We start from the raw sequence: 25,486 nt of genomic DNA on the forward strand, positions 1-25,486 counted from the left end.
CTCTCTCTAAAACAAAAAGTTAAATACCAGAATTAAAATAATACCCACCACCATCATAAACATATAGCTACCTATATTACCAGTCTGCACACGACGCACTTTATCTGCCGACCACTGCGTTAATTGTCCAAAGCCATTTACAACTCCGTCGATAACCGACTTATCTAATACTCGATAGAAAATCTGTGATAAATTATCTAATGGACGTGTAAAGATTGCATTGTATAATTCATCAACATAAAACTTATTATATGATGCTTTTTCCAATCCAGAACGACGAGCTGTATCTCCTGCCGGAACACTAGCCTTTTTCACATACACCGTATACGCGTAGAAAATTGAAATTAACACGCCTACGACCGAAGCCGCCATTAATGCATATTCAGTAGCATGTGATAAATGACCATGCTGGTTATGCTCTAATATCTCTATTGACTGAGCAAAAACAGGCGATAAGAATTCATTCAACAGGTGCGAGCCACCTAGTACTTCAGGCACACCAACAAATCCTCCTATTACAGAAAGCACGGCTAATACAATTAACGGAATAGTCATTGATGCCGGAGATTCGTGTAAATGATGATGTTGTTCTTCAGTCCCTCTGAATTTACCATTAAAGGTTAAAAAGAACATACGGAACATATAAAAAGCTGTCAACAAGGCACCACCCACACCTATAGCCCAAATAGTAGGACTAACCTGGAATGCATGGGCCAAGATTTCATCTTTAGAGAAGAAACCAGAGAATGGAGGAATACCTGCAATTGCCAGTGTTCCCATTAACATGGTAAACCAAGTAACAGGAAGGTGTTTTTTCAAACCTCCCATTTGGCGCATATCCTGCTCACCGCTCATAGCATGAATAACACTACCTGCACCTAAGAATAATAACGCCTTAAAGAATGCATGAGTCATTAAGTGGAAAAATGCTCCTGTAAAAGCACCAACACCCAGACCCAAGAACATATAGCCTAACTGGCTTACCGTTGAGTAGGCCAATACCTTTTTAATATCATTTTGTGTTAAAGCAATAACAGCCGCAAAAATTGCCGTAGCCAATCCTATCCCAGCAACCACAGCCATTGAAACAGGAGATAAGATATATAACACATTTGAACGGGCAATCATGTAGATACCTGCGGTAACCATGGTAGCAGCGTGGATGAGTGCTGAAACCGGAGTTGGACCCGCCATCGCATCAGGCAACCATGTATATAATGGCAGCTGAGCACTCTTACCCATAGCTCCAACAAAAAGCAATAATGTAATGGTTGTCAAAACAGAAGTACTGACGGTTGACGCATTCGGAAAAATATCAGCATAACTGATACTACCAAAAGTAGAGAACAACATGAAGATTCCAATCAAAAACCCTAAGTCACCTATCCGGTTCATGACGAATGCCTTCTTAGCAGCACTTGCATATTCGGTATTTTTAAACCAAAATCCGATTAACAGATAAGAACATAACCCAACACCTTCCCAACCAATGAACATGATTGCATAGTTAGAACCCATAACGAGCAATAACATAAAAAACACGAAGAGATTAAGATAAGCGAAATACTTACCGTAACCTTCGTCATCATGCATATAACCGGTTGAGTAAACGTGGATAAGAAAACCTACTCCTGTAATGATTAACAGCATTATTGAGGTAAGCTGATCAAGCAGGAAGGAGAAAGGTATTTTTAAAGAACCTACCGAAATCCAATCAAACAAATCTATGGTTTTGGCTCCATTTGCTTTAATATCAAAAAATACCAGAATGCTCAGGATAAACGATCCTAAAACACTGGCACAGCCAACAAGACCTACTAAACCTTTAGGATTTTTCTTGTAACCCAATCCGTTGATTAGGAAACCAATTAAGGGAAGTACAGGTATCAGCCAGGCTAATTGTTCCGTCATCTTTAGTTCAATTTGCGTATTTATTCAGCGCGACAGCTACTCTGTCGCTACCTTAATCATTTTAATTTTTAAGTTTATCTAACAGATCGATATCAATCGAATTGGTATTTCTGTAAATCATTACAATTATGGCTAAGCCTACAGCAACCTCGGCAGCTGCAACAGCCATAATGAAAAATACAAATACCTGACCTGCGGCATCCCCTCGATATGCAGAGAAAGCAGTAAGCAACAAGTTAACGGCATTTAACATCAACTCAATTGACATGAATATAACAATGGCATTTCGGCGAGTAAGTACTCCGATAATACCAATGAAGAAAATAATGGAGCTTAACAGAATGTAATGATTAAGCGGAACCAGAGTAATGGCGTTTGTTATATTTTCCATCTTATTGTTTTGGCTCCTTTCTGGCCAAAAGGACTGCGCCCACCATGGCCGAAAGAAACAGAATAGACACTATTTCAAATGGTAATAGAAACTCCTTAAACAAAACCTGACCTAAGTTTTTAACCAAACCCATATCAGCGTTTTGTAGAACAACTGTGTTTGAAGGATCTGTAGATTTTAAAGCAGCAGTAAGTACGGCCAAGCCGACACCTCCGGTAATAACTCCTACAAATTTCAGCAGATTAGTTTTTTGGGGTTCTGTTTCAACGTTAAGGTTAAGCAACATGATAACGAATAGAAACAATACCATAATTGCACCTGCATAAACGATAATATTTACAATTCCGACAAACTGCGCGTTCAACAAAATATACTCACCTGTTAGTGTAAAGAATGTCAAAATCAAATACAACACGCTGTGTACAGGATTTTTAACCAACACTACAAGCAGAGAGCTGAAGATGGCCACAAATGCCAGAAAGTAAAATAATGATTGTGTAATTGTCATGATAAAAACGCCGCGAATTTAATCAATTAGTTATTTTTTATGGATAGGTTCAACTAATTTGTCCTTACCATAAATGAAATTATCTCGATCGAAATTTGCCGGCGGAATATCGCCATCCAAATAAATAGCCTCTTTAGGACAAGCTTCTTCACAAAAACCACAGAAAATACAACGCAGCATGTTGATTTCATAAGTTGCTGCATATTTCTCTTCACGATATAAGGCTTCCTCTCCAGGTTTACGTTCAGCAGCTATCATTGTAATTGCTTCTGCAGGACATGATAATGCACATAAACCACATGCGGTACAACGCTCACGGCCCTCTTCATCACGTTTCAGGGAATGAATTCCTCTGAAGTTCGTTGAGAATTCACGCTTAACATCAGGATACTGAATAGTAGCTTTCTTCCTGAAAAAGTGTTTCATCGTAATTCCCAACCCTTGGAAAATAGCAGGCAAATATATCCTTTCCAAAAAGGTCATTGGTTTTTGCTCTACTACTTTTTTTCTATTGGTTAATGATTCCATCTTCTATTTTATACAGCACTTAGAAACTAAGTGAAGTTAGTTTATTATTTAATATGACCTGTCAAATACATAACCACACCTGTAATTCCAATATTGGCGATCGCTAAAGGCACTAACATATTCCAGCCTAAACGCATCAACTGATCGTAACGGAAGCGCGGGATGGTCCAACGCACCCATACAAACAGGAACAGGAAGAATGCAATCTTTAAAAAGAATGCTGCCAAACCAATAATGGTAATAATATTTGCATGAACACCACTTGCAGCTAAAGCATCTTGACCAGGGAAGTTATAACCTCCAAAGAACAATGCTGATACAACAGCTGATGAAACAAACATATTAATGTATTCGGCAAACAGGTAGAAACCTAATTTCATACTTGAGTGCTCGGTGTGGTAACCGGCAACCAGCTCTGATTCACATTCAGGTAAATCGAATGGTGTACGGTTACATTCGGCGAACATACAAATCAAATAAATAAGGAATGCTACAGGTTGATAAAACACGTTCCATCCTAAACCTGAAATACCCATCAATGAACTTGATTGTCCCTCAACAATACCGCGCAAGCTTAAAGTACCTGTAACCATCAAGATGGCAATAATAGCCAACCCCATTGCGATCTCATAGCTGATACTTTGCGACGCCGCACGAATGGCTCCCATTAAAGAGTACTTATTATTAGACGCCCAACCTCCGATCATCATTCCGTATACACCTAAAGAAACTACTCCAAAAATGTATAACAGGCCTATATTGATATCGGCTACCTGTAAGGAAATTACTCTATCTCCTAATACCAGATCTCTTCCCCATGGAATAACTGCCGAACCGATGGTTGCAGTGAACATTGCCAATGAAGGGCCAACTATAAACAATAATTTGTTTGCATTGGCAGGAAGAATCTCTTCTTTAGTGAACAACTTTACACCATCAGCCAATGGCTGCAAAATCCCCCAAGGTCCTGCTCTGTTCGGACCTAAACGATCTTGAAAGAACGCCGCAAAACGACGCTCAACCAAAGTCATGTACATGGCAACCACAAGGCTCACCACCAACACAACCGTAATTAAAAGAAACTTTTCTATTATAATTGATAATTCCATTTTCTTTAGCTTGAAAGCCTGTTAGGGCTTTGCATTAACTACTATAAAATCTTTCTGTCTATTACAGGTAACAATTCTTTTTCCTCGTAATGATTTGCCGAAATTACTGAATGGCGGCTTACTTTAGTAGGGCCATCAATTGTCCAGTCATTTGTTTTCTTTTTATCGAAACGACAAGTATTACAGATAAATTCATCTACCTCTCCGTATTGGTCTTTACGTCCGGTTACACGAATTACATCTTCACCTTTGTACCATAAAGTAACCTTACCACAGCACTTATCACAGTCGCGATGTGCATCTACTGGCTTGGTAAACCAAACACGATTTTTAAAGCGGAAAGTTTTGTCAGTTAAAGCTCCTACAGGACAAACGTCAATAACATTGCCTGAAAAGTCATTATCGATAGCTTTAGAGATATAAGTGCCGATTTCAGAAGCATCTCCCCTTCCTAAAACACCATGAACACGTTGATTGGTAATTTGATCAGCTGTATAAACACAACGGTAACATAAAATGCAACGATTCATGTGCAGCTTAATATTATCACCAATATCAATCATTTCGAAAGTACGGCGCTTGAACTCATATCGGCTTTGGTCTTTACCGTGTTCAAAAGAAAGATCTTGTAAATGACATTCGCCCGCCTGGTCACATACAGGGCAATCAAGTGGGTGGTTGATCAAGAGAAATTCAACAACACCTTTACGGGCCTCAATAACTTCTGGAGAAGTTATGTTTTGCACTATCATGCCGTCCATTACCGTTGTACGACATGATGCCACCAACTTAGGCATTGGTCGCGGATCTTTAGCAGAGCCTTGAGAAACCTTAACCAAGCAAGTGCGGCATTTACCGCCACTGCCCTTTAGTTTACTGTAGTAACACATTGCAGGTGGAACAATATCTCCTCCTATCATGCGAGCTGCATTCAGGATGGTTGTTCCCGGATCAACCTCTATTTCAATGTTATCTATCGTTACTTTTACCTTTTCAGACATAGTCTTTGTTAGAATTGAGATTTGATTTACGACATCAAATCACCTATCATCTATCTAATCTTAAATATTAATTTGCCGTTTCAACAACAGGAATCGGATCAGCATAGTTAGCTAAACCATAGTTGCCTTCCATTGCAGCATTAGGTTCTTTAACGTGCCACTCAAACTCATCACGAAAATGACGGATTGCACTTGCCACAGGCCATGCTGCCGCATCGCCAAGCGGGCAAATAGTATTTCCTTCAATTTTCTTCGCAACATCAACCAATAAGTCGATATCACTCATTTTTCCATGACCATATTCAATACGGTGCAACACTTTCTCCATCCAGCCTGTTCCTTCACGACAAGGCGAACATTGTCCACATGATTCGTGATGGTAGAAACGTGAGAAATTCCATGTATTTCGTACAATACATGAGTCTTCGTCCATCACAATAAATCCTCCCGAACCTAACATGGTTCCGGTTGCAAAACCACCCTCAGATAATGATTCATATGACATTAAACGAGGTTGACCGTTTGCTAGTTTTAAAATTAAATTGGCAGGAAGAATTGGAACAGATGAACCTCCGGCAACTACCGCTTTTAAACGTTTTCCGTTAGCAATACCACCACAGTATTCATCAGAGTAAATAAACTCTTCCACTGGCAATCCAAGCTCAATTTCATAAACACCAGGCTTATTAATATTTCCTGAGGCCGATATCAATTTAGTACCGGTACTTCTACCGATACCAATTTTCGCATATTCATCACCGCCGTTCACCACAATCCAACTAACAGCAGCAATTGACTCAACATTGTTTACTACTGTTGGACAACCGTATAAACCGGCAATAGCTGGAAACGGAGGTTTAATACGTGGATTACCCCGTTTACCTTCCAGTGATTCCAATAAGGCTGTTTCCTCTCCACAAATATATGCACCTCCTCCTGGTTGTACATACACTTCAAGATCGTAGCCAGAGCCTAAAATATTCTTTCCAAGAAATCCTGCATTCTTAGCTTCAGCAATTGCTTTTTCCAGAATACGAATTTGAGGCATCATCTCGCCACGAACATAGATATATGAAGTATTTGCGCCTAATGCATAACTTGAAACGATCATCCCTTCAATTAGGGTATGAGGCGTATGAGTCATCAGATAACGGTCTTTAAAAGTACCCGGCTCTGATTCGTCAGCATTACAAACCAAATAACGAGGAACACCTTCTGGTTTTGCCAAAAAGCTCCATTTCATGCCCGTAGGGAACCCTGCGCCACCACGCCCACGTAAACCTGATTTTTTAACCTCCTCAACAACGTCATCAGGCGACATGGTTTTCAGCGCTTTTTCAACCGCAGCGTAACCACCCTGCTTGCGATAAACGTCAAAGGTGTTAATTCCGGGAACGTTAATATCTTTAAGTAATATCTTTTGAGTCATATTAAACCCGAATTAATTCTTATTCATTAGCTGTGTTAACAATTCATCAACACTGTTTTCAGTCAGATTTTCATAGAAAGTATATTCAGGTCCAATCTGTAAAACAGGTCCGTAACCGCAGGCGGCCAAACATTCAACCCCTCTGAATGAGAATAATCCATCAGAAGTAACTTCCCCTTCTTTCACTCCTAATTTTTCTTCCAGATGCTTCATGATTTTTTCGGCACCAACTAAACAGCATGGGCCGGTACGGCAAACCTCCAGTACATATTTGCCCGATGGTTTAAGGAAGAACATTGTGTAAAACGATGCAACTTCGTAAACCTCAATTGGGGAGATATTGAGCAATGAAGCAACATAATCCATTACTTCAGTACTGCACCAGCCGAACTCAGCTTGAGCCAGGTGTAAAACCGGCAACAATGCTGATTTTTGTCTGCCTTCTGGATAGCGCGCAATAATCTCATCGACTTTTTTTTGCGCTTCTGCGGAAAACTTTATTTCTTTTACTGCTAACATTTCTTTTTAGAAGTAAGATTTGAGATTTGAGCTATCAGATATCCTCCTTGCTCAAAACCTTTTACCATTTCTTATTTATACATGCACCTGACATTTTGAACTCTGTTAAAGTTTAGTCTCAATGTCTATTGCTTTATTTTATGCATCAAGCTCTCCGGCAATGACATTTAAGCTACTCATAGCTAAAATTGCATCGGATATCATTCCTCCCTTAGCAATATCGGCATATGCCTGATAGTTGATAAAGCTTGGACGACGGAAGTGTAAACGGAAAGGAGCACGTCCTCCATCAGTAACTAAATAGAAGCCTAACTCACCATTTCCACCTTCCACTGCATGATATATTTCTGTTTTTGGAATTGGAACCTCTCCCATCACAATTTTAAAGTGATAGATTAATGATTCCATTGAACTGTAAACATCTTCCTTAGGAGGTAAGCAGTAATCAGGAACTTCAGCATTGAACACCCCTTTTGGTTCCTTTTCCATCTTAGCAAGGGCCTGCTTAATGATGCTTAAACTTTGCCACATTTCCTCATTACGCACAAGGAAACGATCGTATATATCACCTGTTGTACCTACAGGAATTTCAAAGTCAAATTCATCGTATGAACAATATGGCTGGGCAACGCGAACATCGTAATCTACACCGCATGAACGTAATAATGGTCCTGTCCAGCTATATGACAATGCTTTCTCAGCGCTTACCGGTGTAACACCAACACAACGGTCAATGAAAATACGGTTACGATTGAATAAGTTCTCGAACTCGCGCATTACCTCAGGAAATTCATCAATGAATGTTTTGATTTTTGCAATAGCCACATCATTAAAATTGCGCTCGAAACCACCAATACGACCCATATTTGTTGTTAAACGAGATCCACAGATTTCTTCGAAAATTTCGTAAATGTGTTCACGTTTTTGGAATACGTATAAGAACCCGGTGAATGCTCCTGAATCAACACCGATAACCGAGTTACAAACCAAGTGATCAGCAATACGGCTCAACTCCATCACAATAATTCGCATATAATCCACTCTCTTAGGAGTTTGTATGCCAAGGAGTTTTTCAACCGTCATATGCCAACCCATGTTATTAATTGGCGCCGAACAGTAATTCAACCGGTCGGTAAGTGGAGTTATTTGATAAAACGGACGATGCTCGGAGATTTTTTCGAAAGCACGGTGAATATATCCTATCGTCGATTGCGCACTTACAATGCGCTCACCATCCAATTCAAGGACATTCTGAAACACCCCGTGTGTAGCCGGGTGCGTAGGTCCCAGGTTAAGGGTGGTCGTTTCTTTTTCTAATGAGTGTTCACCTAATTTAATGTGAGCCATATACGTTGTAATGTTGAATTAAGAATTATGAATTATAAATGCCCTCATTTTAAATTCACAATCCAACATTTTGGTTTTTTAGTTTATGAATTTGCTCCTTAATCCAGTAATTCAATTGAGGAACATTGCCCTCTGCATAAAATGCAGCATTCCATTACTCGGTAGAGCAACAGTGATTAACGGCCAAAGTAATCGTCGTTCTTATCCGTACGGTTTGGATCTTCCAATGGAAACTCCTTACGCATTGGGAAAGCAACCATATCGTCTACGTTCAAAATACGTCGTAAATCTGGGTGGCCTTCAAAGATGATTCCGAAGAAATCATATGTTTCACGTTCCATCCAGTTTGCTCCTAAAAAAAGACCTGTAAGTGATGCAATACGTGGAGCATGCTCTGGAAGGAAAACTTTTATACGGATGCGCACATTATTGGTAAGACTATGCAAATGATAAATTACTCCTAGAGGCAATTCCTGTTCAGGGTAATGAATACCGCAAATATCTGTAAGAAAACGAAACTTCAACTCATCATCATTGTAAAGGAATTGAACTACGTCAATAATCTTATCCTTAGTAGTAGTAAGCGTAAGAAATTCATGCGGTTCACTCACATTGAAGATAGCATCAGCAAACTTAGTTTGCAATTTCTCCAATACAGCCTGATTGTTAATCTCTTTTACTGCCATATTATTGAATTCCGTATTTTGCTAATAACTGTTTGTATTCTTCTGAATCGCGACGACGTAATGACTCGTTTTGTACCAATTCCTGAATTCGGTTTAAGCCATCAATAATCCCCTCAGGACGAGGAGGACAACCAGGAACATAAACATCAACAGGAATAATCTCGTCTATACCTTGCAATACGCTATAAGTATCAAATATACCACCACTAGATGCGCATGCACCTACAGCCATTACCCAACGGGGTTCGGCCATTTGCAAATAAACCTGACGCAGTACCGGTGCCATTTTCTTTGCAATGGTACCCATTACCATCAACAAATCGGCTTGGCGTGGTGAGAAACTCAAACGCTCAGCACCAAATCGTGCCAAGTCATAATGGGCTCCCATTGTAGCCATAAACTCAATACCACAACAAGAAGTAGCAAAAGGTAAAGGCCATAAAGAATACGAACGGGCTAAACCCACCGCTTTATCAAGAGAGGTTGCAAAAAATCCGGCTCCTTCTATGCCCGGAGGGGCCTCAACCATTTTAATATCGCTCATACGCTGAAATTTTTCTCAAAAGTCCTCTTAACAATAGAAAAGAGTAACAAAAGTACAACAATAATCAGATAAATATTGTTCTATCATGCCTTGGGTCGTTTTTAGAACAATTCTAAACACTATTCCCACTTAAGGGCACCTTTTTTAATGATATAAATGAATCCTAATAGCAAAAATGCCATGAACGTAAACATTTCTATCATTCCCAACAGGCCAAGTTCTTTAAAATTAACCGCCCATGGGTACATAAAGATTACTTCCACGTCAAACAAAACGAATAAAATTGCTACCAGGAAATATTTAATAGAAATTGGCTGGCGAGCATTACCCTGAGCCTCTACTCCCGATTCAAAAGGGGTCAATTTATCTGAAGTTTTACGCTTCGGGCCAATAAGGTGAGTGGCCAACATGGTAACTACCACAAAACCAATGGCTACAAAAAACTGAAAAGCAATTGGTGCATAGTTAACAGGTAACTGCTCTAGTAATAACATAATGTACTATTTGTGATTTTTTTTGCAAAAATAAAAAAGAGAAGGTAAGTTTAAAACAAACCTTCTCTTTAGTTGAATATTTTATTAAGAAATTTCAATCAAGAGTAAGAACAAACTACTTTTTGTTCTTACCTCCAGTTGTATTCAGACCTTTTATTACTTCTAATGCTTTTTGATTAGCTGGGTCGATTTCAATGACTTTGTTATAAAATGATTTAGCTGCAGTCAAATCGTTTTGAACTAAATAAGCATAACTTCCTAAATAATCATATGCTTCAATAAGATATTTAGCATTCTTTTGTTTGTCTGCTTCACCCAATTCAACTACTTTTTCATAATAAGGTTTTGCAAGACCAAGTTTGCTATCTTTATCTTGGGCTGCATTAGCCTGACCACGATATAAATAGCCTTGAATATAAGTTGGAGAAAGCTCAGTCACCTTTAAAAATGCACTATCCGCCTTTTTATAATTTTCAACTCTCATTGCAGATAACCCATAGTATAAATAATCAACAGGTTGCTTTTTTACATTTGGAATAGCAAAATAGCTATCATAAGCCTTGATCGCCGTTGGATACTGCTTTGACAAATAGCTCATCTTACCTAGCAAAGGATAAAGATCTATTTTTGAAGGATCTTTTACTAAAGCCTTTTGCATATAGGCAATTGCTAACGAATCCTTCTTATTATCCGATAAAATTTTAGCCATGTATTCATAATCCTGAGTTATGACATTACTTTCAGGTTGCTTTTGGAAGAAAGTATTCATGGCCTCCAAAGCTTCTGTAGGTTTCTTAATCTCGTACGCAGAATATGCCAATAAACGGTACATTACAGGTTTAACTTGGCAAGTTTTCAACAACAAATTAATTTGATCATATGCTGATTGGTACTGCTTTGCCAAGAACAACACGCTTGCATAACGGGTATTTGAGTTACATGAGGCATCGGTTAAAGGCAAGTATTTATTCTTGTAAGTTTCAGTTGCTTTAGCGTATTGCCCAGAAACAGCATATAGTTCTGCCAACTCACGATAGGCAGGAGCATAGTTTGGATCAATCGAAATCGCTTTTTCCAATGGTGCTAATGATGATTCATAGTTTTGAGCACCACGATAAATATGTGATTGTGCTACATAAGCCGCTACATAGTTTTTATCTAACTCAAGAGCTTTGTTGTAATTTGCTATTGCATTGTTACCATCCTTTTTAAGCAGGTAGGCATTACCTAAGGTAGTATAAACTTCAGGATTTTTAGACGCAATCTTTTTGGCTTGCTCAATGTAAGCAATAGCAGTCTCAATTGATGCGGCATCGCCCTCTTCACCAGCTAAGGCATAAGCTTTGGCAGTTTCTAGATAAGGTCTGTAGTCTTTTTCCTTCTGACCAAGGGCAATAGCTTTGTCAAACAACGGCTTAGCAGATACAAAGTTCTTTTTAAGGATACTTAGTTTCCCTTGTCCCACATAATTCAAACCAAACTGTGGATTTGCCGCCACACCTTTGTCAAAAAATACTTGGGCTGAGTCAAATTCAAGTGTTTTTACATAAACATCGCCCATATAATAATAGCTTTCAGCAGTAGTCGCCGGATTAGAAGCTAACTTGCTCAACATAGCTTTAGCTTTCTCGTATTGCTCCACTTCAATAGCTTTTCTTACATCATTGATGCTTTGGCCATAAGCGAATCCTGCTATGCAAAACAACGCTACGGTTATATTTAAAGCCTTCTTTATCATCTTCATAGTCAAAAAAATAAATTTATTCAAACAAATTTTTATCAGATAGCTCCACTAAGCGAACAGGCATACGCGCAGGCACCAAACCAGACTTCAGTACAATACGTTGACCTTTATCCCCAGCGACAAAAGCTGCAAATCCTGTACCTAAGCCCATATGCGAATCTCTGCTTAAAAGATACACCCTTCTTACTAAAGGATAGAAACCTTGCGCAATGTAAGCCTGATACGGTTTACGGTATTCACCCGAACCGGGTTGGCCATCATCCGGAGCAATTGCTGCAACTTTAATCTTCTTAAGAAAACTATTTGCGGTAGTATCGTCTGTATCACTAATCCAATTCACACCAATTATTCCTAAGGCATTTTTGTGTTTACTAACATACTCAATTACCTCTTTATTCGTCTTAACTGCAAAGAAATTTTTTGAAGAAAATTGATTCTTCCCTGCTAATTCCTTCATATACCGCACTGTACTTGAATTTGGATTATCAAATACAACTGAAATATCTTCATTAAGATTCGTGTTACCCAATTCGCTCCATTTTGTCACTTTCCCAGAAAAGATATCACGAAGGTTAGGCATTGAAAAGGTTGAATCAGTATTTCCCGGATTTATTATCAATGCAATTGCGTCAATTGCAAACTTGGTACTTCGTACAACAAGTTTCCTATCTTGCAAAGGCTTAAGTTCATCAGCCGTAAGTTCACGACTAACAACTACTGCTCGAGCCGAATCCTTGATCAGATCAGCAATAGCATCTCCCTCAGCTTTGAAGTGCGGATTTATTTTAGCCTTTGGATAAAGAGCATGAAAAACATCTAGCTCGGCTTGAATAATGGGTTCAAATGTTTCGTCTACAGAAATATTGATCTCTCCTGTGGTGGTCGTATCCAATGCTTTTTGATTAGAATTACTTCCACAACCCATCAGACCTACCACTCCAAGCACTGTTAAAGTGACCCAGCCGATTTTATTATAGCGTGACCTATTCATATTCAGAATTGTTTTTTTTAATGAGCCTGTAACATCTAAACGCTCCGTACAAAATTATAGCGCTTCCAAGAATAATTTTATTATTCTTCGACATTCCAACCAAAACATTGGGTTTGAAAATAATCATACTGCCCAAAACAAGATAAGCAATAATGAAGGCCACCCCTAAAATTAGCAAAAATCGCTCTTTTGGCGATTTTTGCTTAAAATTATTATCAAACTGTTGCTCCATGAGAGCTAAATTGATGTTAAAAAATTAATCTAAACGGAATACAATTGGTAAACTGAACTGTACACGCACTGGTCTACCATTTTGTTTGCCTGGCTTCCACTTCGGCATTGCTTTCACAACGCGTGCAGCTTCTTCGTCACATCCAGAACCAATTCCGCGAAGAACTTTCACATCGGTAATTGATCCATCTTTCTCAACAACGAAAGTAACCATTACACGACCTTGAACGTTATTTTCACGAGCCATTGCTGGATAACGAAGGTTTTTTCCAATGAACTTACCTATTTGCTCCAATCCACCTGGAAACTCAGGGTTTTCCTCAACATGTAAAAAGATTTCCTGAGTATCTTCTACTACCTCGTTGCCGGTACCAGTACCAATTACTGGTTCTTCAACAGGAGCAGGTCCTTCATCAGTTCCCTTTACGGTTTGAGTACTCACTTCCGCCTTAATTTCATCCTGTACAGGAGGTGGTTCTTCATCCCGAACTTCTTCATCCTTTTTAATTACCGGAGGAGTAAACTTAATAGTTGTTCTCACCGGAGGTGGAGGTGGTTCTGATGGTGGCGGAGGTGGAGGTGGTTGAGTTTTATCCACTGGCGGCGGAGCCATCAGTTCATTTGACTGAACCACTTTTATTTCATTATCTTCAGGAATTACACCTGAGATAATGCGAGCAATAACTGGAGCAGCTATGCCTAAAGAGAAGAAAATAATAGCTAATACGGTACCTTTCTTCATGTTCTTAGAATACTGCTTGCGCAGATCATAAGCTCCGTATGCTTTATTTCGTCCTTCAAAGACTTGTTCGCACCATCTGCTATCTTCTAAATCTATCTTTCCTGCCATTTCTCGACAATGTTTTTATCTTACTTTTGAACGTAAGGATTATCATTAATCATTTTCAAATCACCAGGAGTGATATCAACAATAGCATAACGACCATTATTGGTAATGTTCATCTCATCCAAAATATCCACTAGGTTTTTGTAAAGAGATTTATCATCAGCTTTAATTAAGACAATTAGGCCCTCTTTGTTGTTCCTGATTCTTGAATAATTAGCTTTAAATGTTTCCTCAGATATCTTCTTGTCTTGCGCCATCTGTTTGTAAATCTTGATAGAGTCAAGAGATGGGTTACGCTTACGACTTTCTTCTAACAAAATCTTACGAATTCCATTAGCTCCAAAGTTCGTAACCAAAGGGTTCTGAACTTCTTCCCCGATACCGAAGTAATAAACAATTTGATCTTTCCCCGTTAAAAGAATTGTCATCGCTTGAGAAGCCTTGATTTTGGTCTTATCTTCTTCTTTCATGTTTTCTTCTTTAACAGGCATATTAATATCCATAACGGATGGTTTGCTCATAGAGGTGGTTAGCATGAAGAAAGTGATCAACAAGAAACCAAGGTCAACCATTGGAGTAAAATCCACACGAGTTGAGAGCTTCTTGCCTCTTTTCTTTCCGCCCTTCTTATGTCCACCGCCCCCGGAGGTATCTATATCTGCCATTGCTCAAATTTCTTTAAAAAGTTTACAAATTAGGAGCTTGTTCCATATTGGTAATAAAGTTGAAACGGTTAGCCTTTTGAGCCTGCAACGTAGCAATGATATTTTTTACTACTGGATAATTTGACTCGCGATCACCTTTAATAGCAATAACTGCAGCGCTATTGGTTACACGACGTGATTCTATTAACCAGTCTTTCAATTCATTTGTTGCATTTTGAGTAGAATCACAAGGAACGCCTTTAGTTTGTTCATTGTATTTCTTACGCTGATCCTTACTCATTGCTAAGTAGCTTTTCAACTCATTCATCGGAGTACCAAAGTTAGCTAACTTTGAGAACTCTTCTTTCTCAGCCGGCGTAAAAGATATTTGTCTTTTAGCGGCCATATTATCCAATAGGGCTTTTCTAAATTCCGTTCCTTCTAATCCAAAGAAGATTCTTCCGCCCTTATCAACAGAAATCAAAATCACTTTGGTATCAGGAAGTTTTATTTCCGATATAGAAGACGGGGTATCAACTACAACAGCTTCCTCTGGCTTAAACTGCGTTGCCAACATAAAGAAGGTCAACAACAAGAAAGCCACGTCGGTCATCGCTGTCATATCCACCATCGTACTCTTGCGCGGAACTTTAACTTTTCCCATCTTTTATTTATTAACGTACAAATAATCTATTAATTATCTAGCTACCAAGCTATAACAAACAAGTAAGTCTTACTTGTGTTTAGCTGCAAAGTTTTGAACGATGCTGTAACCAGCCTCATCAATAGCGTAAGTAATAGTATCGATACGAGTGGTAAAGTAAGCGTAGAATACTGCCGCGATAGCAGAGTTGCCAATACCCAATGCAGTGTTGATAAGTGCCTCAGAGATACCTACCGCAAGAGCTGCTGAGTCAGGAGCACCTGCATTACCAAGAGCCGAGAACGCTTTAATCATACCCAATACTGTACCTAAAAGAGCGAATAGGGTCGAAACTGACGCTAAAGTAGCGGTGATAACCAAGTTTTTCTCTAACATTGGTAATTCCAAAGTGGTCGACTCTTCAATCTCTTTCTGGATTGCCAATACTTTTTGATCAACATCCATACCGCTAGCAGTTTCCATCTCTTTGTATTTAACCAAAGTGGATTTAACTACGTTAGCAACTGAACCTTTTTGGATGTCGCATTCTTTGATAGCTGCATCTACGTTACCAGCGTTCAATAATGAACGAACTTTTGAAACGAAAGCTTGAGCCGAACCTTTACCTGAAGCTGCAGAGATAGTAATGAAACGTTCAATAGCCACCGTAAGGTTAATCAATACTAATGATAATAGGATAGGTACGATAACACCACCCATGTATACCAGGCCTAAATAGTGACCAGCACCTTCTGCTATAGGATGACCTCCTACTACCCCACCCTCAAAGTTTGACGGGCTACCCAAAATGAATTTGTAAATCAAAATACCTACCACTACACAGGTAGGAATTACCCAAGCCGCAAAATTTGAATTGAACTTAGTGTTCTCTACTTTTTTAGCTGTTTGTTGTGCTGCGTTTGCCATTGTTTAAAAAAATTTAATTAATCTTTAATCACTTAATTAAGTTTCAATTGTGCTGTTTATTTTTTTGAGCGTTTGCAAAAATATTAGTTTTTCTATAATAAAAAATTTTTTTTAAACGATTATCAATTATTTAACATTGGTAAAGCCTATCATTTTCAAAATTTTATTCTTTAAGCTTGATTTCGATCAAGAAACCTTTTTAAAATATACAAAGATTTAGTAACAATAATATGTGCTTCTGTGCCTGGTTATAACTGTTTTATCTAATGATGCAAGTACTACATATATTCCATAACAACTGGGTAAAAAATAACAAAGTCCTGGAATGAACCCAGGACTTGTTGCAAACACAAACTATAATAAAAAATTAAACTTGAACAGACATTTTCGGCAGTGCCTCTTTCAGTTCAGCACTTGCATTATCTGCAAACTGCTCGAAATTCTTAATGAAGCGCTGTGCCAAATCATTTGCTTTTTGATCATATGCTTCTTTACTCTCCCAGGTGTTGCGCGGATTTAACACTTCCTGTGGCACGTTAGGACATGTAACAGGCATATTTAGTCCAAATATTGGATCAGCAGTATAAGCTACATCATTTAATTCCCCTTTAAGGGCAGCTGTGATCATAGCTCGGGTATAAGCCAATTTCATACGAGAACCTACGCCATAAGGGCCTCCGGTCCATCCTGTATTAATTAACCATACATTTACATTATGCTCATCCATCTTCTTACCTAATAAATCGGCATACTTAGTTGGATGAAGTGGCAAAAATGCTTTACCAAAACCCGCTGAAAAGGTTGCCTGCGGCTCAGTAACACCTGCTTCAGTTCCTGCAACTTTTGCAGTATAACCTGAAATAAAGTGGAACATGGCTTGCGACTTTGTTAATTTGGAAATCGGAGGTAAAACCCCAAAAGCATCTGCTGTTAAAAAGAATATATTCTTAGGAGCCCCACCAACCGATGGATTAACAGCATTAGTTATATAATTAATCGGATATGATACACGTGTATTTTCGGTAACATCAATGTTTGAAAAATCAACAGTAGAAGTTCCTGCATAACAGCGAGTGTTTTCTAAAAGTGAACCGAACTTAATGGCATTAAAAATCTGTGGCTCCTTTTCTGCGGTTAAGTCAACGCATTTAGCATAACAACCACCTTCAAAATTAAACACCGTTTCACCTGCCCATCCATGCTCGTCGTCTCCAATTAATGAACGCTCTGGATCAGCCGAAAGAGTTGTTTTACCTGTTCCAGAAAGACCAAAGAAAATGGCGGTATCCCCATCTTTACCAATATTAGCCGAACAGTGCATAGAAAGCACTTGCTTTTGATGTGGTAAAATAAAGTTAAGGGCAGAGAAAATACCTTTCTTAATCTCTCCAGTATAACCAGTTCCGCCAATAATGATCATTTTGCGAGTAAAGTTCATGACTGCAAAATTATGCTGGCGTGTACCATCAATTTGAGGATCAGCTTTAAAACCCGGAGCAGCAATAATTGTCCATTCAGGATCAAATGCTAATACTTCTTCTTTAGTTGGACGAAGGAATAAGTTGTTAGCAAATAAATTTTGAAAAGCTGTTTCGGTTACAACACGAATGTTTAGGCGATGATTTTGATCTGCACAAGCATAAGCATCACGTACAAACACTTCTTTACCGGCCAAATACGCCTGCATACGATGTAGCAATTGATCAAACTTTTCGGGCTCAAATTTAATGTTGATATCCCCCCACCAAACCTCATCACGGGTAATGTCATCGCAAACGATAAAGCGATCTTTTGGTGATCGTCCTGTAAATTCTCCTGTGTCAATTGATAATGCACCTGTATCTACCAGATGGCCTTCCCCGCGGCAAATGGCTTCTTCTACAAGTTCTGCTGGTGATAAATTCCAATAGGCGGCGGCTACATTACCTAACCCTACGGTTGCTAAAGTAGCGTTCGGAGCCTTGATGCCTAATTCATTCTCCATAAAAAATTTATATTTGATTGATTGGTAAGGCAAAAATGTGCAAAATAGGCTAAAAAGGCAAATACCCAGGCATAAAGATGGAGAGATAGCGTCTAAAATACACTAACAAAATCGAGGTTTAAATAAAATAGGCCAAGAAAAGGTGGTCGCAAACTATCCACCAACTTTTTTTACCTTATAATTGAGTGATTGCAGCAATGCCATAATTCTATCTCGAAAATCGCCCTGAATAACAATCATTCCGTCCTTTACTGTACCCCCTACACCACATTTCGACTTTAGCATTTTGCCCAGTGTTTCAAGGTCTTGCTCAGTTCCAACGAATTCTGTAACCAACGTTACCATTTTACCGCCTCTTTGTTTTTTATCTAACTGAACTTTTAAGTTCTGTTGATTAGGTGGCAAAGTTTCCTGAATTTCTTCCCGTTCGTATTGAAACTGAAAATCAGGATCCGTTGAGTACATAATGCCGCTAATGTTTTTTTTCTTAGACATAATTCTAACGATTACTTTGAATTATTATTAAGGGGTACCAACACTTTCATTGAGGCAGGAACAATTTTCACATCAATTGTTCCTGCTAAAAAGCGAGGTTCTCCATCCAAATGTACTGCTTCATCTTTGTTTCGGCTAATTTGTATTTCCTTACCTTTAATTATTTCAACATAGGGAGATTTATGGGCAGTACCGTTCATTAAACGCCATGCTAAAACCGGAAATTGATATGACGCAAAAGGCTTCACTATTGTTACATCGAGTAAACCGTCTGTAATATTTGCTAAGGGTGCAATATGTGCATTATTCCCAAACTGAGTTGAATTGGCAAAACTTACCATAAATGCATCCCTGTTAATGACCTTTCCATCAATAGAAAGATTATAATTAACCGGCTTATAGTTTTTTAGCTCTTGAAATACAGATTTAATATATCCTGAAAGTCCCCTCTTTTTATTATTAGCAAACATTGCACTTATATGAGCATCAAACCCCATTCCGGCAACGTTAAAAAAAGGAATATCATTCAAAACAGCCGAATCAATTATCTTTATTTCATTTTGGTTGAGAATCTGAATAGCCTTTTCCACATCCATCGGTATCTGCAGATGCCTGGCAAGACCGTTACCTGAGCCATAAGGCACAATACCTAATGTAGCTGAAGCTCCCATGCTCAATATACCTCTGGCTACCTCGTTTACGGTTCCATCACCTCCAACAGCTACAATAACATCAAATCCTAAATGCACAGCTGATTTGGAAAGCTTCCGGGCATGATCAACAGCATTAGAATAAGCCATTTCATATTCATACATGGAATGGTCCAGATGATCAATGATTAACTGCTCTACTCTTTTCTTGCTTTTACCGCCAGAAATAGGATTAATTACAAATAGGATATTTTTTTTCACTTCTCTAAAAACATGCTAAAGCACGCTAATGCAAAGATGTACAAAATATAGTTTGGATTTAAAATGGAGTGATTGAATTGTCCAAAAAATAATTTCCTACCTTTCCTATCGACTTAATGATTTTTATTTATTTACCGAAAATAAAATTATTACTATTTTTGCGGCAATTAATGTGGACTGATTTGATTGCTTGCAACCACAAAAAAAAATGCTAAAACATATTTCCGCATTTTCTCCGCAACAATCAGCAACCAGTTTTCAAATTTATCACAGTAGATTTATAGGAAGTATATGGCTTATTTATTCACTTCGGAGTCGGTATCAGAAGGACATCCGGATAAAATTGCAGATCAGATTTCAGATGCGCTCATAGATAATTTCTTGGCTTTTGACCCGGATTCAAAAGTTGCCTGTGAAACATTGGTAACAACCGGACAAGTTGTGTTGGCTGGTGAAGTAAAATCAAAAACTTACCTGGATGTTCAACAAATTACGCGTGATGTAATTCGTAAAATTGGTTATACCAAAAGTGAATACATGTTTGAAGCTAATTCTTGTGGTGTTTTGTCGGCAATTCATGAGCAATCAAGCGATATAAATCAAGGTGTAGAAAGAACCAACCCTGAAGACCAAGGAGCAGGTGATCAAGGAATGATGTTTGGCTATGCAACTAACGAAACTGATAACTACATGCCACTAGCCCTTGATCTTGCTCACCAACTGTTAATTGAGCTTGCAGCGCTTCGCAGAGAAAATAAAGAGATTGCTTATTTGCGTCCTGACGCCAAATCACAAGTAACTATCGAGTATTCTGATGATCACAAGCCGGTGCGTATTGATGCAATTGTAGTTTCAACGCAGCATGATGAGTTTGATTCAGAAGCTAACATGGCAGAAAAGATCAAAAACGACATCATCAACATTCTAATTCCTCGAGTTAAGGCAAAACAAAAGTCTGAGATTCAAGCTTTATTTAACGATATTAACTACCATATTAACCCTACCGGTAAATTTGTTATTGGTGGACCACATGGTGATACCGGCTTAACCGGTCGCAAAATTATTGTAGATACTTACGGAGGAAAAGGAGCTCATGGAGGCGGCGCGTTTTCTGGTAAAGATCCATCAAAAGTGGACCGTTCAGCCGCTTACGCAACCCGTCATATAGCCAAAAACTTAGTAGCATCAGGAGTTTGTAGCGAAGCATTGGTTCAGGTATCATATGCAATTGGTGTTGCTAAACCAATGGGTTTATATGTAAACACATACGGCTCTTCAAAGGTTAATCTTACTGATGGTGAAATTGCCAATAAGCTAAGTGAGCTATTTGATATGCGTCCTTATTTCATTGAGTCTCGCTTGAAATTAAGAAACCCTATTTACCAGGAAACAGCAGCTTACGGACATATGGGCCGCAAAAATGAAATTGTTTCAAAATCATTTTCTCTGCCTGATGGTAAGACAATTACCAAAGATGTGGAACTGTTCACTTGGGAGAAACTTGATTATGTAGATAAAATCAAAGCCGCATTCGGTTTATAAAAACACTAATCCCTTCGAAAACCCGAAGGGATTTTTTTTTATTCCTATTTTTGCGCATGCAAGAATTAGAAAACCCTTGGGTAACTCTTGAGTCGAGAGAGATTTATAATAACCCCTGGATTAAACTTACCGAACACAAGATCATCAACCCCTCTGGCGGCAATGGAATTTATGGTGTGGTTTCCTTCAAAAACTACGCTATAGGTATTGTGCCTATGGATGATGAAAACAACATTTGGCTCGTTGGTCAATATCGTTACGCTACTGATTCATACAGCTGGGAAATTCCGGAAGGTGGCGGGCCATTGGAAATCTCTCCTTTGGAGTCGGCGAAAAGGGAACTCCTGGAAGAAACTGGACTAAAGGCAGAAAAGTGGGAACTTATACAAGAGATGCATTTATCTAATTCGGTTACGGACGAAAAAGCATTTATTTATCTTGCAAAAGACTTAACTCAATTTGAAGCCACTCCCGAGGAAACAGAACAACTTATTGTTAAAAAAATTCCTTTTGAGGAAGCATTTAACATGTCCCTTAATGGGGAAATAACAGACTCAATAACTATTGCCGCTTTATTCAAAGTGAAGCTTCAAATGTTGTTATCAAAATAATACTATTAATACTAATGAAGAAAATTTTGGGATACATTCTTACTCCCCTATTTTATTTAGTCTTTGGCTCATTCTTGGGCATTTTTCATATTGTTCAAATCATCGCTTTAAAAGTGTTTGGCAAAAAAGCACATAAAAAATCTGTTGATGTGCTAAACTTCTTTCTATTGTATAGCTTAACAATACTTGGCACTCGCATAAAAGTGAAATTTAAATTTACGCCACCCAACGACCGGCCTATAATTTTTGCGGCAAACCATCAAAGCATGTTTGATATACCAGGCATAATTTGGTTCTTACGCAAATATTACCCAAAATTTGTTTCTAAAATTGAATTGGGGAAAGGTATACCAAGCATCTCTTATAACTTAAGAAATAGTGGTGCAGCTTTAATAAACCGTAAAGATTCAAAACAAGCCTTAACAGAAATTGCTAAACTAGGTAAACTAGTTGCCCAGCATAATTATTCAGTAGTTATATTCCCCGAAGGTACCCGCTCAAAAAACGGACAAATGAAAAACTTTGCAGTTGGCGGCCTCAATATTTTACTTAAAAAAGCGCCTAATGCATTAATTGTTCCAGTTGCAATAAAGAACAATTGGCGGATACACCGCTTTGGTAAATTCCCGTTATCAGCAGGAGAAAGTGTAAGTTGGACGGTTTTAAAAGGAATTGAATCTCAAGGAAGAAACATTGAAGAAATTGTACTTGAAGCCGAACAGGCAGTTAGAGCTGAATTGGCTTAAAACAGTTTTAAATACCTAGTCCGATAAGCCGCAAACATCATCGGACTAGAGTATATTTTCCTTCAATATTACTTCTCTTTAAACGTTGACTGTCAGGTATTTTTTGTAAATTTCTTCTTATACCAAACTTCAACTACAATGAAAAGCGCTCTACTTTTTTCTACCATTACATTATTATTAATTAGAAGTCAAATTGATCATTCTTTAATTAATAAATCCGTTAATTCACAAGCCGGAATTCCTATTTGTTTTGGTGGTCCCAAATTCAGTTTGAATACAGATACCATTCCACCAATACTTTATACTGGCCTTGGCAATTATCATTTCCCAACAAGTACAAAGGATGAACGGGCTGCAAAGTATTTTGACCAAGGATTAACCCTTTATTATGCATTTAATCACGCAGAAGCCGGTCGTTCGTTTAAAGAAGCGGCCAAATTAGATGAAAATATGGCAATGGCATATTGGGGACAAGCCCTATGTATGGGACCCAACATAAATATGCCTATGGATACATCAAAGAGTGCTGAAGTATTTGCATTGACACAAAAAGCCTTTTCGCTAATGGATAAATGTAATGAAAAAGAAAAAGCATTAATTGACGCCATAACTAAACGTTATAATATATATCCAAATGTAGACCGTTCATTCCTCGACAAAGCTTATGCCGGGGCAATGAAAAAAATAACTGAAACCTATCCGACAGACAATGATATTGCTGCCTTATACGCTGAAGCGCTAATGGATTTACACCCTTGGGATTTTTGGCAAAAAGACGGATCGCCCCAACCCTGGACAAATGAGATATTAACCATTTTGGAAAACATTTTTTCACGCAATCCTCAGCATATTGGCGCAAATCATTTTTACATCCACGCGGTTGAAGCGTCTCCTAACCCATCAAGAGCCCTGGCTTCTGCTAATAGATTACAAACATTGGTTCAGGGGGCTGGCCATCTGGTTCATATGCCATCACACATTTATATACAAACTGGTCAGTATGAAGAGGGAACTAAGGCCAATAAATTTGCAATTTCTGTAGATGAGAAGAACTTGAAAGACGGTATGCTTAGTGTTGCCTACCCAGAACATAATATTCATTTTCTATATTCCACTTTAACCTTGGAGCGAAAGAGCAAAGAGGCTCTTACATATGCGCAGAAAGTAAAAGAAAGCATACCAGAGGCTTTTTTAGCGGATCCCATTTTTGCAGGGTATGCTCAAAACTTATACGCTACTCCAGTATATGCGCTTGTGCGCTTCGGCAAATGGGATGAAATCTTGAAGTTAAAAGAACCTCCAAAGGAATTTCCATTTTTGAGAGGACTGTATCATTATGCCGCAGGAATGGCTAACGCACGTTTGAACCGAATTGAAATGGCTACTGAACACCAGGCTGTATTACAGTCGCTAGTGTCTGAAAAAACGGTTAAAGAGCTCATCATATTTCAGACAAATACGGCTGCCAAACTGCTAACTATTTCAGCTTATGTACTGGAGGGTGAAATTAATGCGAGCAAAAAGGATTACAACAAGGCTTTGCCGGCTCTTAAAACAGCAATGGAGCTTGAGGAAGACTTATATTACAATGAACCAGCCGATTGGCCCAACCCAGTTAAGAATAATTATGGAGCAGTTTTATTAGAAGCTGGCAGAAGCCGTGAAGCGGAAGAAGTCTATTTAAAGGCCTTAAAAAAATTTCCTGAAAACAGTTGGGCCCTAACTGGATTGTTTAATTCGCAGATTGCCCAACAAAAAGGTACTGCTGCAATGGAAACTAAAAAACGACTTGAAAAAGCAAATGCATCTGCAGATTTTGTTCTTTCCAGCTCCCGATTATAAAAAGTTTTAATTCAGGTGCAACATTTATAAGGATACTTGCGTCAGATATGCAAAAAGAAACAAATCCATTTAAATATGAACTTTATAAAGAAAACAAATCTTCTTTTTGCATTAACAGCAATAGGTTTTGCGTCTACGCCAGAAGTCTTTGCTACAGATTTTTCATTAAAAAATACAGTAACAAAGAAAACTGATCAAACAGAAACTCGCAACGTTTCCGGATTTCATGGAATTAAAGTAAGTGCTGGCATTGATGTCTACATAACGCAAGGAACTACTGAGAAAGTTACAGTTACTGCAGACGATGATGTTATTGGCAAAATTAAGACTGTTGTTAAAAACGGTGTTTTGGAAATTTATGAAGAAAAAAGCAGTTGGTCGAGCTGGAGCTGGAATAACCAAACCCGTAAAGTTTATGTAACAGCCAAAGATCTAAACTCTATTGTTGCCAGTAGTGGCTCCGATGTTTCATCAACCAACCAGATTAAAGCTAACAAATTGTTTACCGAAGCTTCTTCAGGTGCCGACTTAAAACTTAATCTTAATGTAAATGAATTGATCTGCGAAACATCTAGTGGTTCTGATGCCGAACTTAGCGGCACAGCAAAATCTTTTAATGTAAAATCATCAAGTGGCAGCGATGTAGACGCTTACAAACTTACATCGACAATTTGCGTTGCCCAAGCTAGTAGTGGTTCTGATATCGACATTACTGTTACTCAGCAACTTACTGCTGATGCAAGCAGTGGTGGAGATATTTCATACAAAGGCAATCCAAAGAATGTTAAAAAGAATGAATCAAGTGGCGGGGATATTTCTGCAAACTAAATTATAATCGACCTAAATAAACACTGAAAAGCA

At 38.4% G+C, this 25,486-nt stretch carries 26 protein-coding genes; 5 read left to right on the forward strand and 21 right to left on the reverse strand.

Translation table 11 applies throughout. The features are described 5' to 3' along the window. Positions 1-6 precede the first annotated feature (6 nt). From nuoL to L2B55_RS00860, 21 genes are all read right to left on the reverse strand, one after another. Positions 7-1,911: an NADH-quinone oxidoreductase subunit L gene (nuoL, locus tag L2B55_RS00760; RefSeq protein ID WP_237848389.1), complete on the reverse strand. Its 1,905-nt coding sequence runs from the start codon at positions 1,909-1,911 to the stop codon at positions 7-9. A gap of 61 nt (positions 1,912-1,972) precedes the next feature. Next, on the reverse strand, positions 1,973-2,302 hold the full coding sequence (gene nuoK / locus L2B55_RS00765; RefSeq protein ID WP_237848390.1) for an NADH-quinone oxidoreductase subunit NuoK: 330 nt from the start codon (positions 2,300-2,302) through the stop codon (positions 1,973-1,975). A 1-nt stretch (position 2,303) separates the two neighbouring features. Beyond that, entirely contained in the window at positions 2,304-2,810 is a 507-nt protein-coding gene (locus L2B55_RS00770; protein ID WP_237848391.1) for an NADH-quinone oxidoreductase subunit J family protein, read from the reverse strand. A 30-nt stretch (positions 2,811-2,840) separates the two neighbouring features. Continuing rightward, positions 2,841-3,338 carry a NuoI/complex I 23 kDa subunit family protein gene (locus tag L2B55_RS00775; protein WP_237848392.1) on the reverse strand — a complete coding sequence of 166 codons (498 nt, stop codon included), beginning with the start codon at positions 3,336-3,338 and terminating at the stop codon, positions 2,841-2,843. 44 nt (positions 3,339-3,382) lie between these two features. Beyond that, entirely contained in the window at positions 3,383-4,447 is a 1,065-nt protein-coding gene (nuoH, locus tag L2B55_RS00780) for an NADH-quinone oxidoreductase subunit NuoH (protein WP_237848393.1), read from the reverse strand. 41 nt (positions 4,448-4,488) lie between these two features. Beyond that, the gene (locus tag L2B55_RS00785) at positions 4,489-5,448 is read right to left on the reverse strand and encodes an NADH-quinone oxidoreductase subunit G (RefSeq protein WP_237848394.1); all 960 of its coding nucleotides are present in this window, start codon (positions 5,446-5,448) and stop codon (positions 4,489-4,491) included. Between the two features lie 67 nt (positions 5,449-5,515). After that, positions 5,516-6,877, reverse strand: coding sequence for an NADH-quinone oxidoreductase subunit NuoF (nuoF, locus tag L2B55_RS00790; protein ID WP_237848395.1), 1,362 nt, complete (start codon positions 6,875-6,877; stop codon positions 5,516-5,518). Between the two features lie 12 nt (positions 6,878-6,889). Continuing rightward, positions 6,890-7,396, reverse strand: coding sequence for an NADH-quinone oxidoreductase subunit NuoE family protein (locus tag L2B55_RS00795; protein ID WP_237848396.1), 507 nt, complete (start codon positions 7,394-7,396; stop codon positions 6,890-6,892). Positions 7,397-7,534: 138 nt separating this feature from the next. After that, a complete protein-coding gene (locus tag L2B55_RS00800) occupies positions 7,535-8,743 on the reverse strand; it encodes an NADH-quinone oxidoreductase subunit D (RefSeq protein WP_237848397.1) in 1,209 nt (402 codons plus the stop codon). A 176-nt stretch (positions 8,744-8,919) separates the two neighbouring features. Beyond that, positions 8,920-9,429: an NADH-quinone oxidoreductase subunit C gene (locus tag L2B55_RS00805; protein ID WP_237848398.1), complete on the reverse strand. Its 510-nt coding sequence runs from the start codon at positions 9,427-9,429 to the stop codon at positions 8,920-8,922. Between the two features lies 1 nt (position 9,430). Next, positions 9,431-9,973 (reverse strand): NADH-quinone oxidoreductase subunit B, encoded by a 543-nt coding sequence (locus L2B55_RS00810; protein ID WP_237848399.1) that lies wholly within the window; start codon positions 9,971-9,973, stop codon positions 9,431-9,433. Between the two features lie 119 nt (positions 9,974-10,092). After that, the gene (locus L2B55_RS00815) at positions 10,093-10,467 is read right to left on the reverse strand and encodes an NADH-quinone oxidoreductase subunit A (protein ID WP_237848400.1); all 375 of its coding nucleotides are present in this window, start codon (positions 10,465-10,467) and stop codon (positions 10,093-10,095) included. Between the two features lie 115 nt (positions 10,468-10,582). Next, positions 10,583-12,211 (reverse strand): tetratricopeptide repeat protein, encoded by a 1,629-nt coding sequence (locus L2B55_RS00820; RefSeq protein ID WP_237848401.1) that lies wholly within the window; start codon positions 12,209-12,211, stop codon positions 10,583-10,585. Between the two features lie 16 nt (positions 12,212-12,227). Beyond that, positions 12,228-13,202, reverse strand: a complete 975-nt coding sequence (locus L2B55_RS00825) for a PstS family phosphate ABC transporter substrate-binding protein (protein WP_237848402.1) — start codon at positions 13,200-13,202, stop codon at positions 12,228-12,230. Positions 13,203-13,458: 256 nt separating this feature from the next. Continuing rightward, positions 13,459-14,283: an energy transducer TonB gene (locus L2B55_RS00830; protein ID WP_237848403.1), complete on the reverse strand. Its 825-nt coding sequence runs from the start codon at positions 14,281-14,283 to the stop codon at positions 13,459-13,461. Positions 14,284-14,303: 20 nt separating this feature from the next. After that, a complete protein-coding gene (locus L2B55_RS00835) occupies positions 14,304-14,945 on the reverse strand; it encodes an ExbD/TolR family protein (RefSeq protein WP_237848404.1) in 642 nt (213 codons plus the stop codon). 22 nt (positions 14,946-14,967) lie between these two features. Continuing rightward, on the reverse strand, positions 14,968-15,588 hold the full coding sequence (locus tag L2B55_RS00840) for an ExbD/TolR family protein (RefSeq protein ID WP_237848405.1): 621 nt from the start codon (positions 15,586-15,588) through the stop codon (positions 14,968-14,970). A 69-nt stretch (positions 15,589-15,657) separates the two neighbouring features. Continuing rightward, entirely contained in the window at positions 15,658-16,494 is an 837-nt protein-coding gene (locus L2B55_RS00845) for a MotA/TolQ/ExbB proton channel family protein (RefSeq protein WP_237848406.1), read from the reverse strand. A 367-nt stretch (positions 16,495-16,861) separates the two neighbouring features. Next, positions 16,862-18,478, reverse strand: a complete 1,617-nt coding sequence (gene pckA, locus L2B55_RS00850; RefSeq protein WP_237848407.1) for a phosphoenolpyruvate carboxykinase (ATP) — start codon at positions 18,476-18,478, stop codon at positions 16,862-16,864. A gap of 153 nt (positions 18,479-18,631) precedes the next feature. Beyond that, positions 18,632-18,973: a translation initiation factor gene (locus L2B55_RS00855; RefSeq protein ID WP_237848408.1), complete on the reverse strand. Its 342-nt coding sequence runs from the start codon at positions 18,971-18,973 to the stop codon at positions 18,632-18,634. An 11-nt stretch (positions 18,974-18,984) separates the two neighbouring features. Continuing rightward, positions 18,985-19,884, reverse strand: a complete 900-nt coding sequence (locus L2B55_RS00860; protein WP_237848409.1) for a diacylglycerol/lipid kinase family protein — start codon at positions 19,882-19,884, stop codon at positions 18,985-18,987. Positions 19,885-20,175: 291 nt separating this feature from the next. Between L2B55_RS00860 and metK the strand changes: the two genes are divergently transcribed. The 5 genes from metK to L2B55_RS00885 all read left to right on the forward strand — a co-directional run bounded on the left by metK (position 20,176) and on the right by L2B55_RS00885 (position 25,453). Next, positions 20,176-21,426: a methionine adenosyltransferase gene (gene metK / locus L2B55_RS00865; RefSeq protein WP_237848410.1), complete on the forward strand. Its 1,251-nt coding sequence runs from the start codon at positions 20,176-20,178 to the stop codon at positions 21,424-21,426. Between the two features lie 56 nt (positions 21,427-21,482). Beyond that, positions 21,483-22,037 (forward strand): NUDIX domain-containing protein, encoded by a 555-nt coding sequence (locus tag L2B55_RS00870; RefSeq protein ID WP_237848411.1) that lies wholly within the window; start codon positions 21,483-21,485, stop codon positions 22,035-22,037. A gap of 14 nt (positions 22,038-22,051) precedes the next feature. Next, positions 22,052-22,783, forward strand: a complete 732-nt coding sequence (locus tag L2B55_RS00875; RefSeq protein ID WP_237848412.1) for a lysophospholipid acyltransferase family protein — start codon at positions 22,052-22,054, stop codon at positions 22,781-22,783. A gap of 138 nt (positions 22,784-22,921) precedes the next feature. Next, complete coding sequence (locus tag L2B55_RS00880) at positions 22,922-24,625, forward strand: tetratricopeptide repeat protein (RefSeq protein ID WP_237848413.1); 1,704 nt, start codon at positions 22,922-22,924, stop codon at positions 24,623-24,625. A gap of 75 nt (positions 24,626-24,700) precedes the next feature. Continuing rightward, a complete protein-coding gene (locus tag L2B55_RS00885; protein ID WP_237848414.1) occupies positions 24,701-25,453 on the forward strand; it encodes a head GIN domain-containing protein in 753 nt (250 codons plus the stop codon). Positions 25,454-25,486: the final 33 nt, after the last annotated feature.

This window comes from Solitalea lacus (assembly GCF_022014595.1).
Taxonomy (GTDB): Bacteria; Bacteroidota; Bacteroidia; order Sphingobacteriales; family Sphingobacteriaceae; genus Solitalea; species Solitalea lacus.

What these genes read in the sequence shown, in the direction of transcription:
- nuoL (WP_237848389.1), bottom strand. Translation starts at nt 1,911, where the DNA reads ATGACGGAACAATTAGCCTGGCTGATACCTGTACTTCCCTTAATTGGT.
- nuoK (WP_237848390.1), bottom strand. Translation starts at nt 2,302, where the DNA reads ATGGAAAATATAACAAACGCCATTACTCTGGTTCCGCTTAATCATTAC.
- L2B55_RS00770 (WP_237848391.1), bottom strand. Translation starts at nt 2,810, where the DNA reads ATGACAATTACACAATCATTATTTTACTTTCTGGCATTTGTGGCCATC.
- L2B55_RS00775 (WP_237848392.1), bottom strand. Translation starts at nt 3,338, where the DNA reads ATGGAATCATTAACCAATAGAAAAAAAGTAGTAGAGCAAAAACCAATG.
- nuoH (WP_237848393.1), bottom strand. Translation starts at nt 4,447, where the DNA reads ATGGAATTATCAATTATAATAGAAAAGTTTCTTTTAATTACGGTTGTG.
- L2B55_RS00785 (WP_237848394.1), bottom strand. Translation starts at nt 5,448, where the DNA reads ATGTCTGAAAAGGTAAAAGTAACGATAGATAACATTGAAATAGAGGTT.
- nuoF (WP_237848395.1), bottom strand. Translation starts at nt 6,877, where the DNA reads ATGACTCAAAAGATATTACTTAAAGATATTAACGTTCCCGGAATTAAC.
- L2B55_RS00795 (WP_237848396.1), bottom strand. Translation starts at nt 7,396, where the DNA reads ATGTTAGCAGTAAAAGAAATAAAGTTTTCCGCAGAAGCGCAAAAAAAA.
- L2B55_RS00800 (WP_237848397.1), bottom strand. Translation starts at nt 8,743, where the DNA reads ATGGCTCACATTAAATTAGGTGAACACTCATTAGAAAAAGAAACGACC.
- L2B55_RS00805 (WP_237848398.1), bottom strand. Translation starts at nt 9,429, where the DNA reads ATGGCAGTAAAAGAGATTAACAATCAGGCTGTATTGGAGAAATTGCAA.
- L2B55_RS00810 (WP_237848399.1), bottom strand. Translation starts at nt 9,973, where the DNA reads ATGAGCGATATTAAAATGGTTGAGGCCCCTCCGGGCATAGAAGGAGCC.
- L2B55_RS00815 (WP_237848400.1), bottom strand. Translation starts at nt 10,467, where the DNA reads ATGTTATTACTAGAGCAGTTACCTGTTAACTATGCACCAATTGCTTTT.
- L2B55_RS00820 (WP_237848401.1), bottom strand. Translation starts at nt 12,211, where the DNA reads ATGAAGATGATAAAGAAGGCTTTAAATATAACCGTAGCGTTGTTTTGC.
- L2B55_RS00825 (WP_237848402.1), bottom strand. Translation starts at nt 13,202, where the DNA reads ATGAATAGGTCACGCTATAATAAAATCGGCTGGGTCACTTTAACAGTG.
- L2B55_RS00830 (WP_237848403.1), bottom strand. Translation starts at nt 14,283, where the DNA reads ATGGCAGGAAAGATAGATTTAGAAGATAGCAGATGGTGCGAACAAGTC.
- L2B55_RS00835 (WP_237848404.1), bottom strand. Translation starts at nt 14,945, where the DNA reads ATGGCAGATATAGATACCTCCGGGGGCGGTGGACATAAGAAGGGCGGA.
- L2B55_RS00840 (WP_237848405.1), bottom strand. Translation starts at nt 15,588, where the DNA reads ATGGGAAAAGTTAAAGTTCCGCGCAAGAGTACGATGGTGGATATGACA.
- L2B55_RS00845 (WP_237848406.1), bottom strand. Translation starts at nt 16,494, where the DNA reads ATGGCAAACGCAGCACAACAAACAGCTAAAAAAGTAGAGAACACTAAG.
- pckA (WP_237848407.1), bottom strand. Translation starts at nt 18,478, where the DNA reads ATGGAGAATGAATTAGGCATCAAGGCTCCGAACGCTACTTTAGCAACC.
- L2B55_RS00855 (WP_237848408.1), bottom strand. Translation starts at nt 18,973, where the DNA reads ATGTCTAAGAAAAAAAACATTAGCGGCATTATGTACTCAACGGATCCT.
- metK (WP_237848410.1), top strand. Translation starts at nt 20,176, where the DNA reads ATGGCTTATTTATTCACTTCGGAGTCGGTATCAGAAGGACATCCGGAT.
- L2B55_RS00870 (WP_237848411.1), top strand. Translation starts at nt 21,483, where the DNA reads ATGCAAGAATTAGAAAACCCTTGGGTAACTCTTGAGTCGAGAGAGATT.
- L2B55_RS00875 (WP_237848412.1), top strand. Translation starts at nt 22,052, where the DNA reads ATGAAGAAAATTTTGGGATACATTCTTACTCCCCTATTTTATTTAGTC.
- L2B55_RS00880 (WP_237848413.1), top strand. Translation starts at nt 22,922, where the DNA reads ATGAAAAGCGCTCTACTTTTTTCTACCATTACATTATTATTAATTAGA.
- L2B55_RS00885 (WP_237848414.1), top strand. Translation starts at nt 24,701, where the DNA reads ATGAACTTTATAAAGAAAACAAATCTTCTTTTTGCATTAACAGCAATA.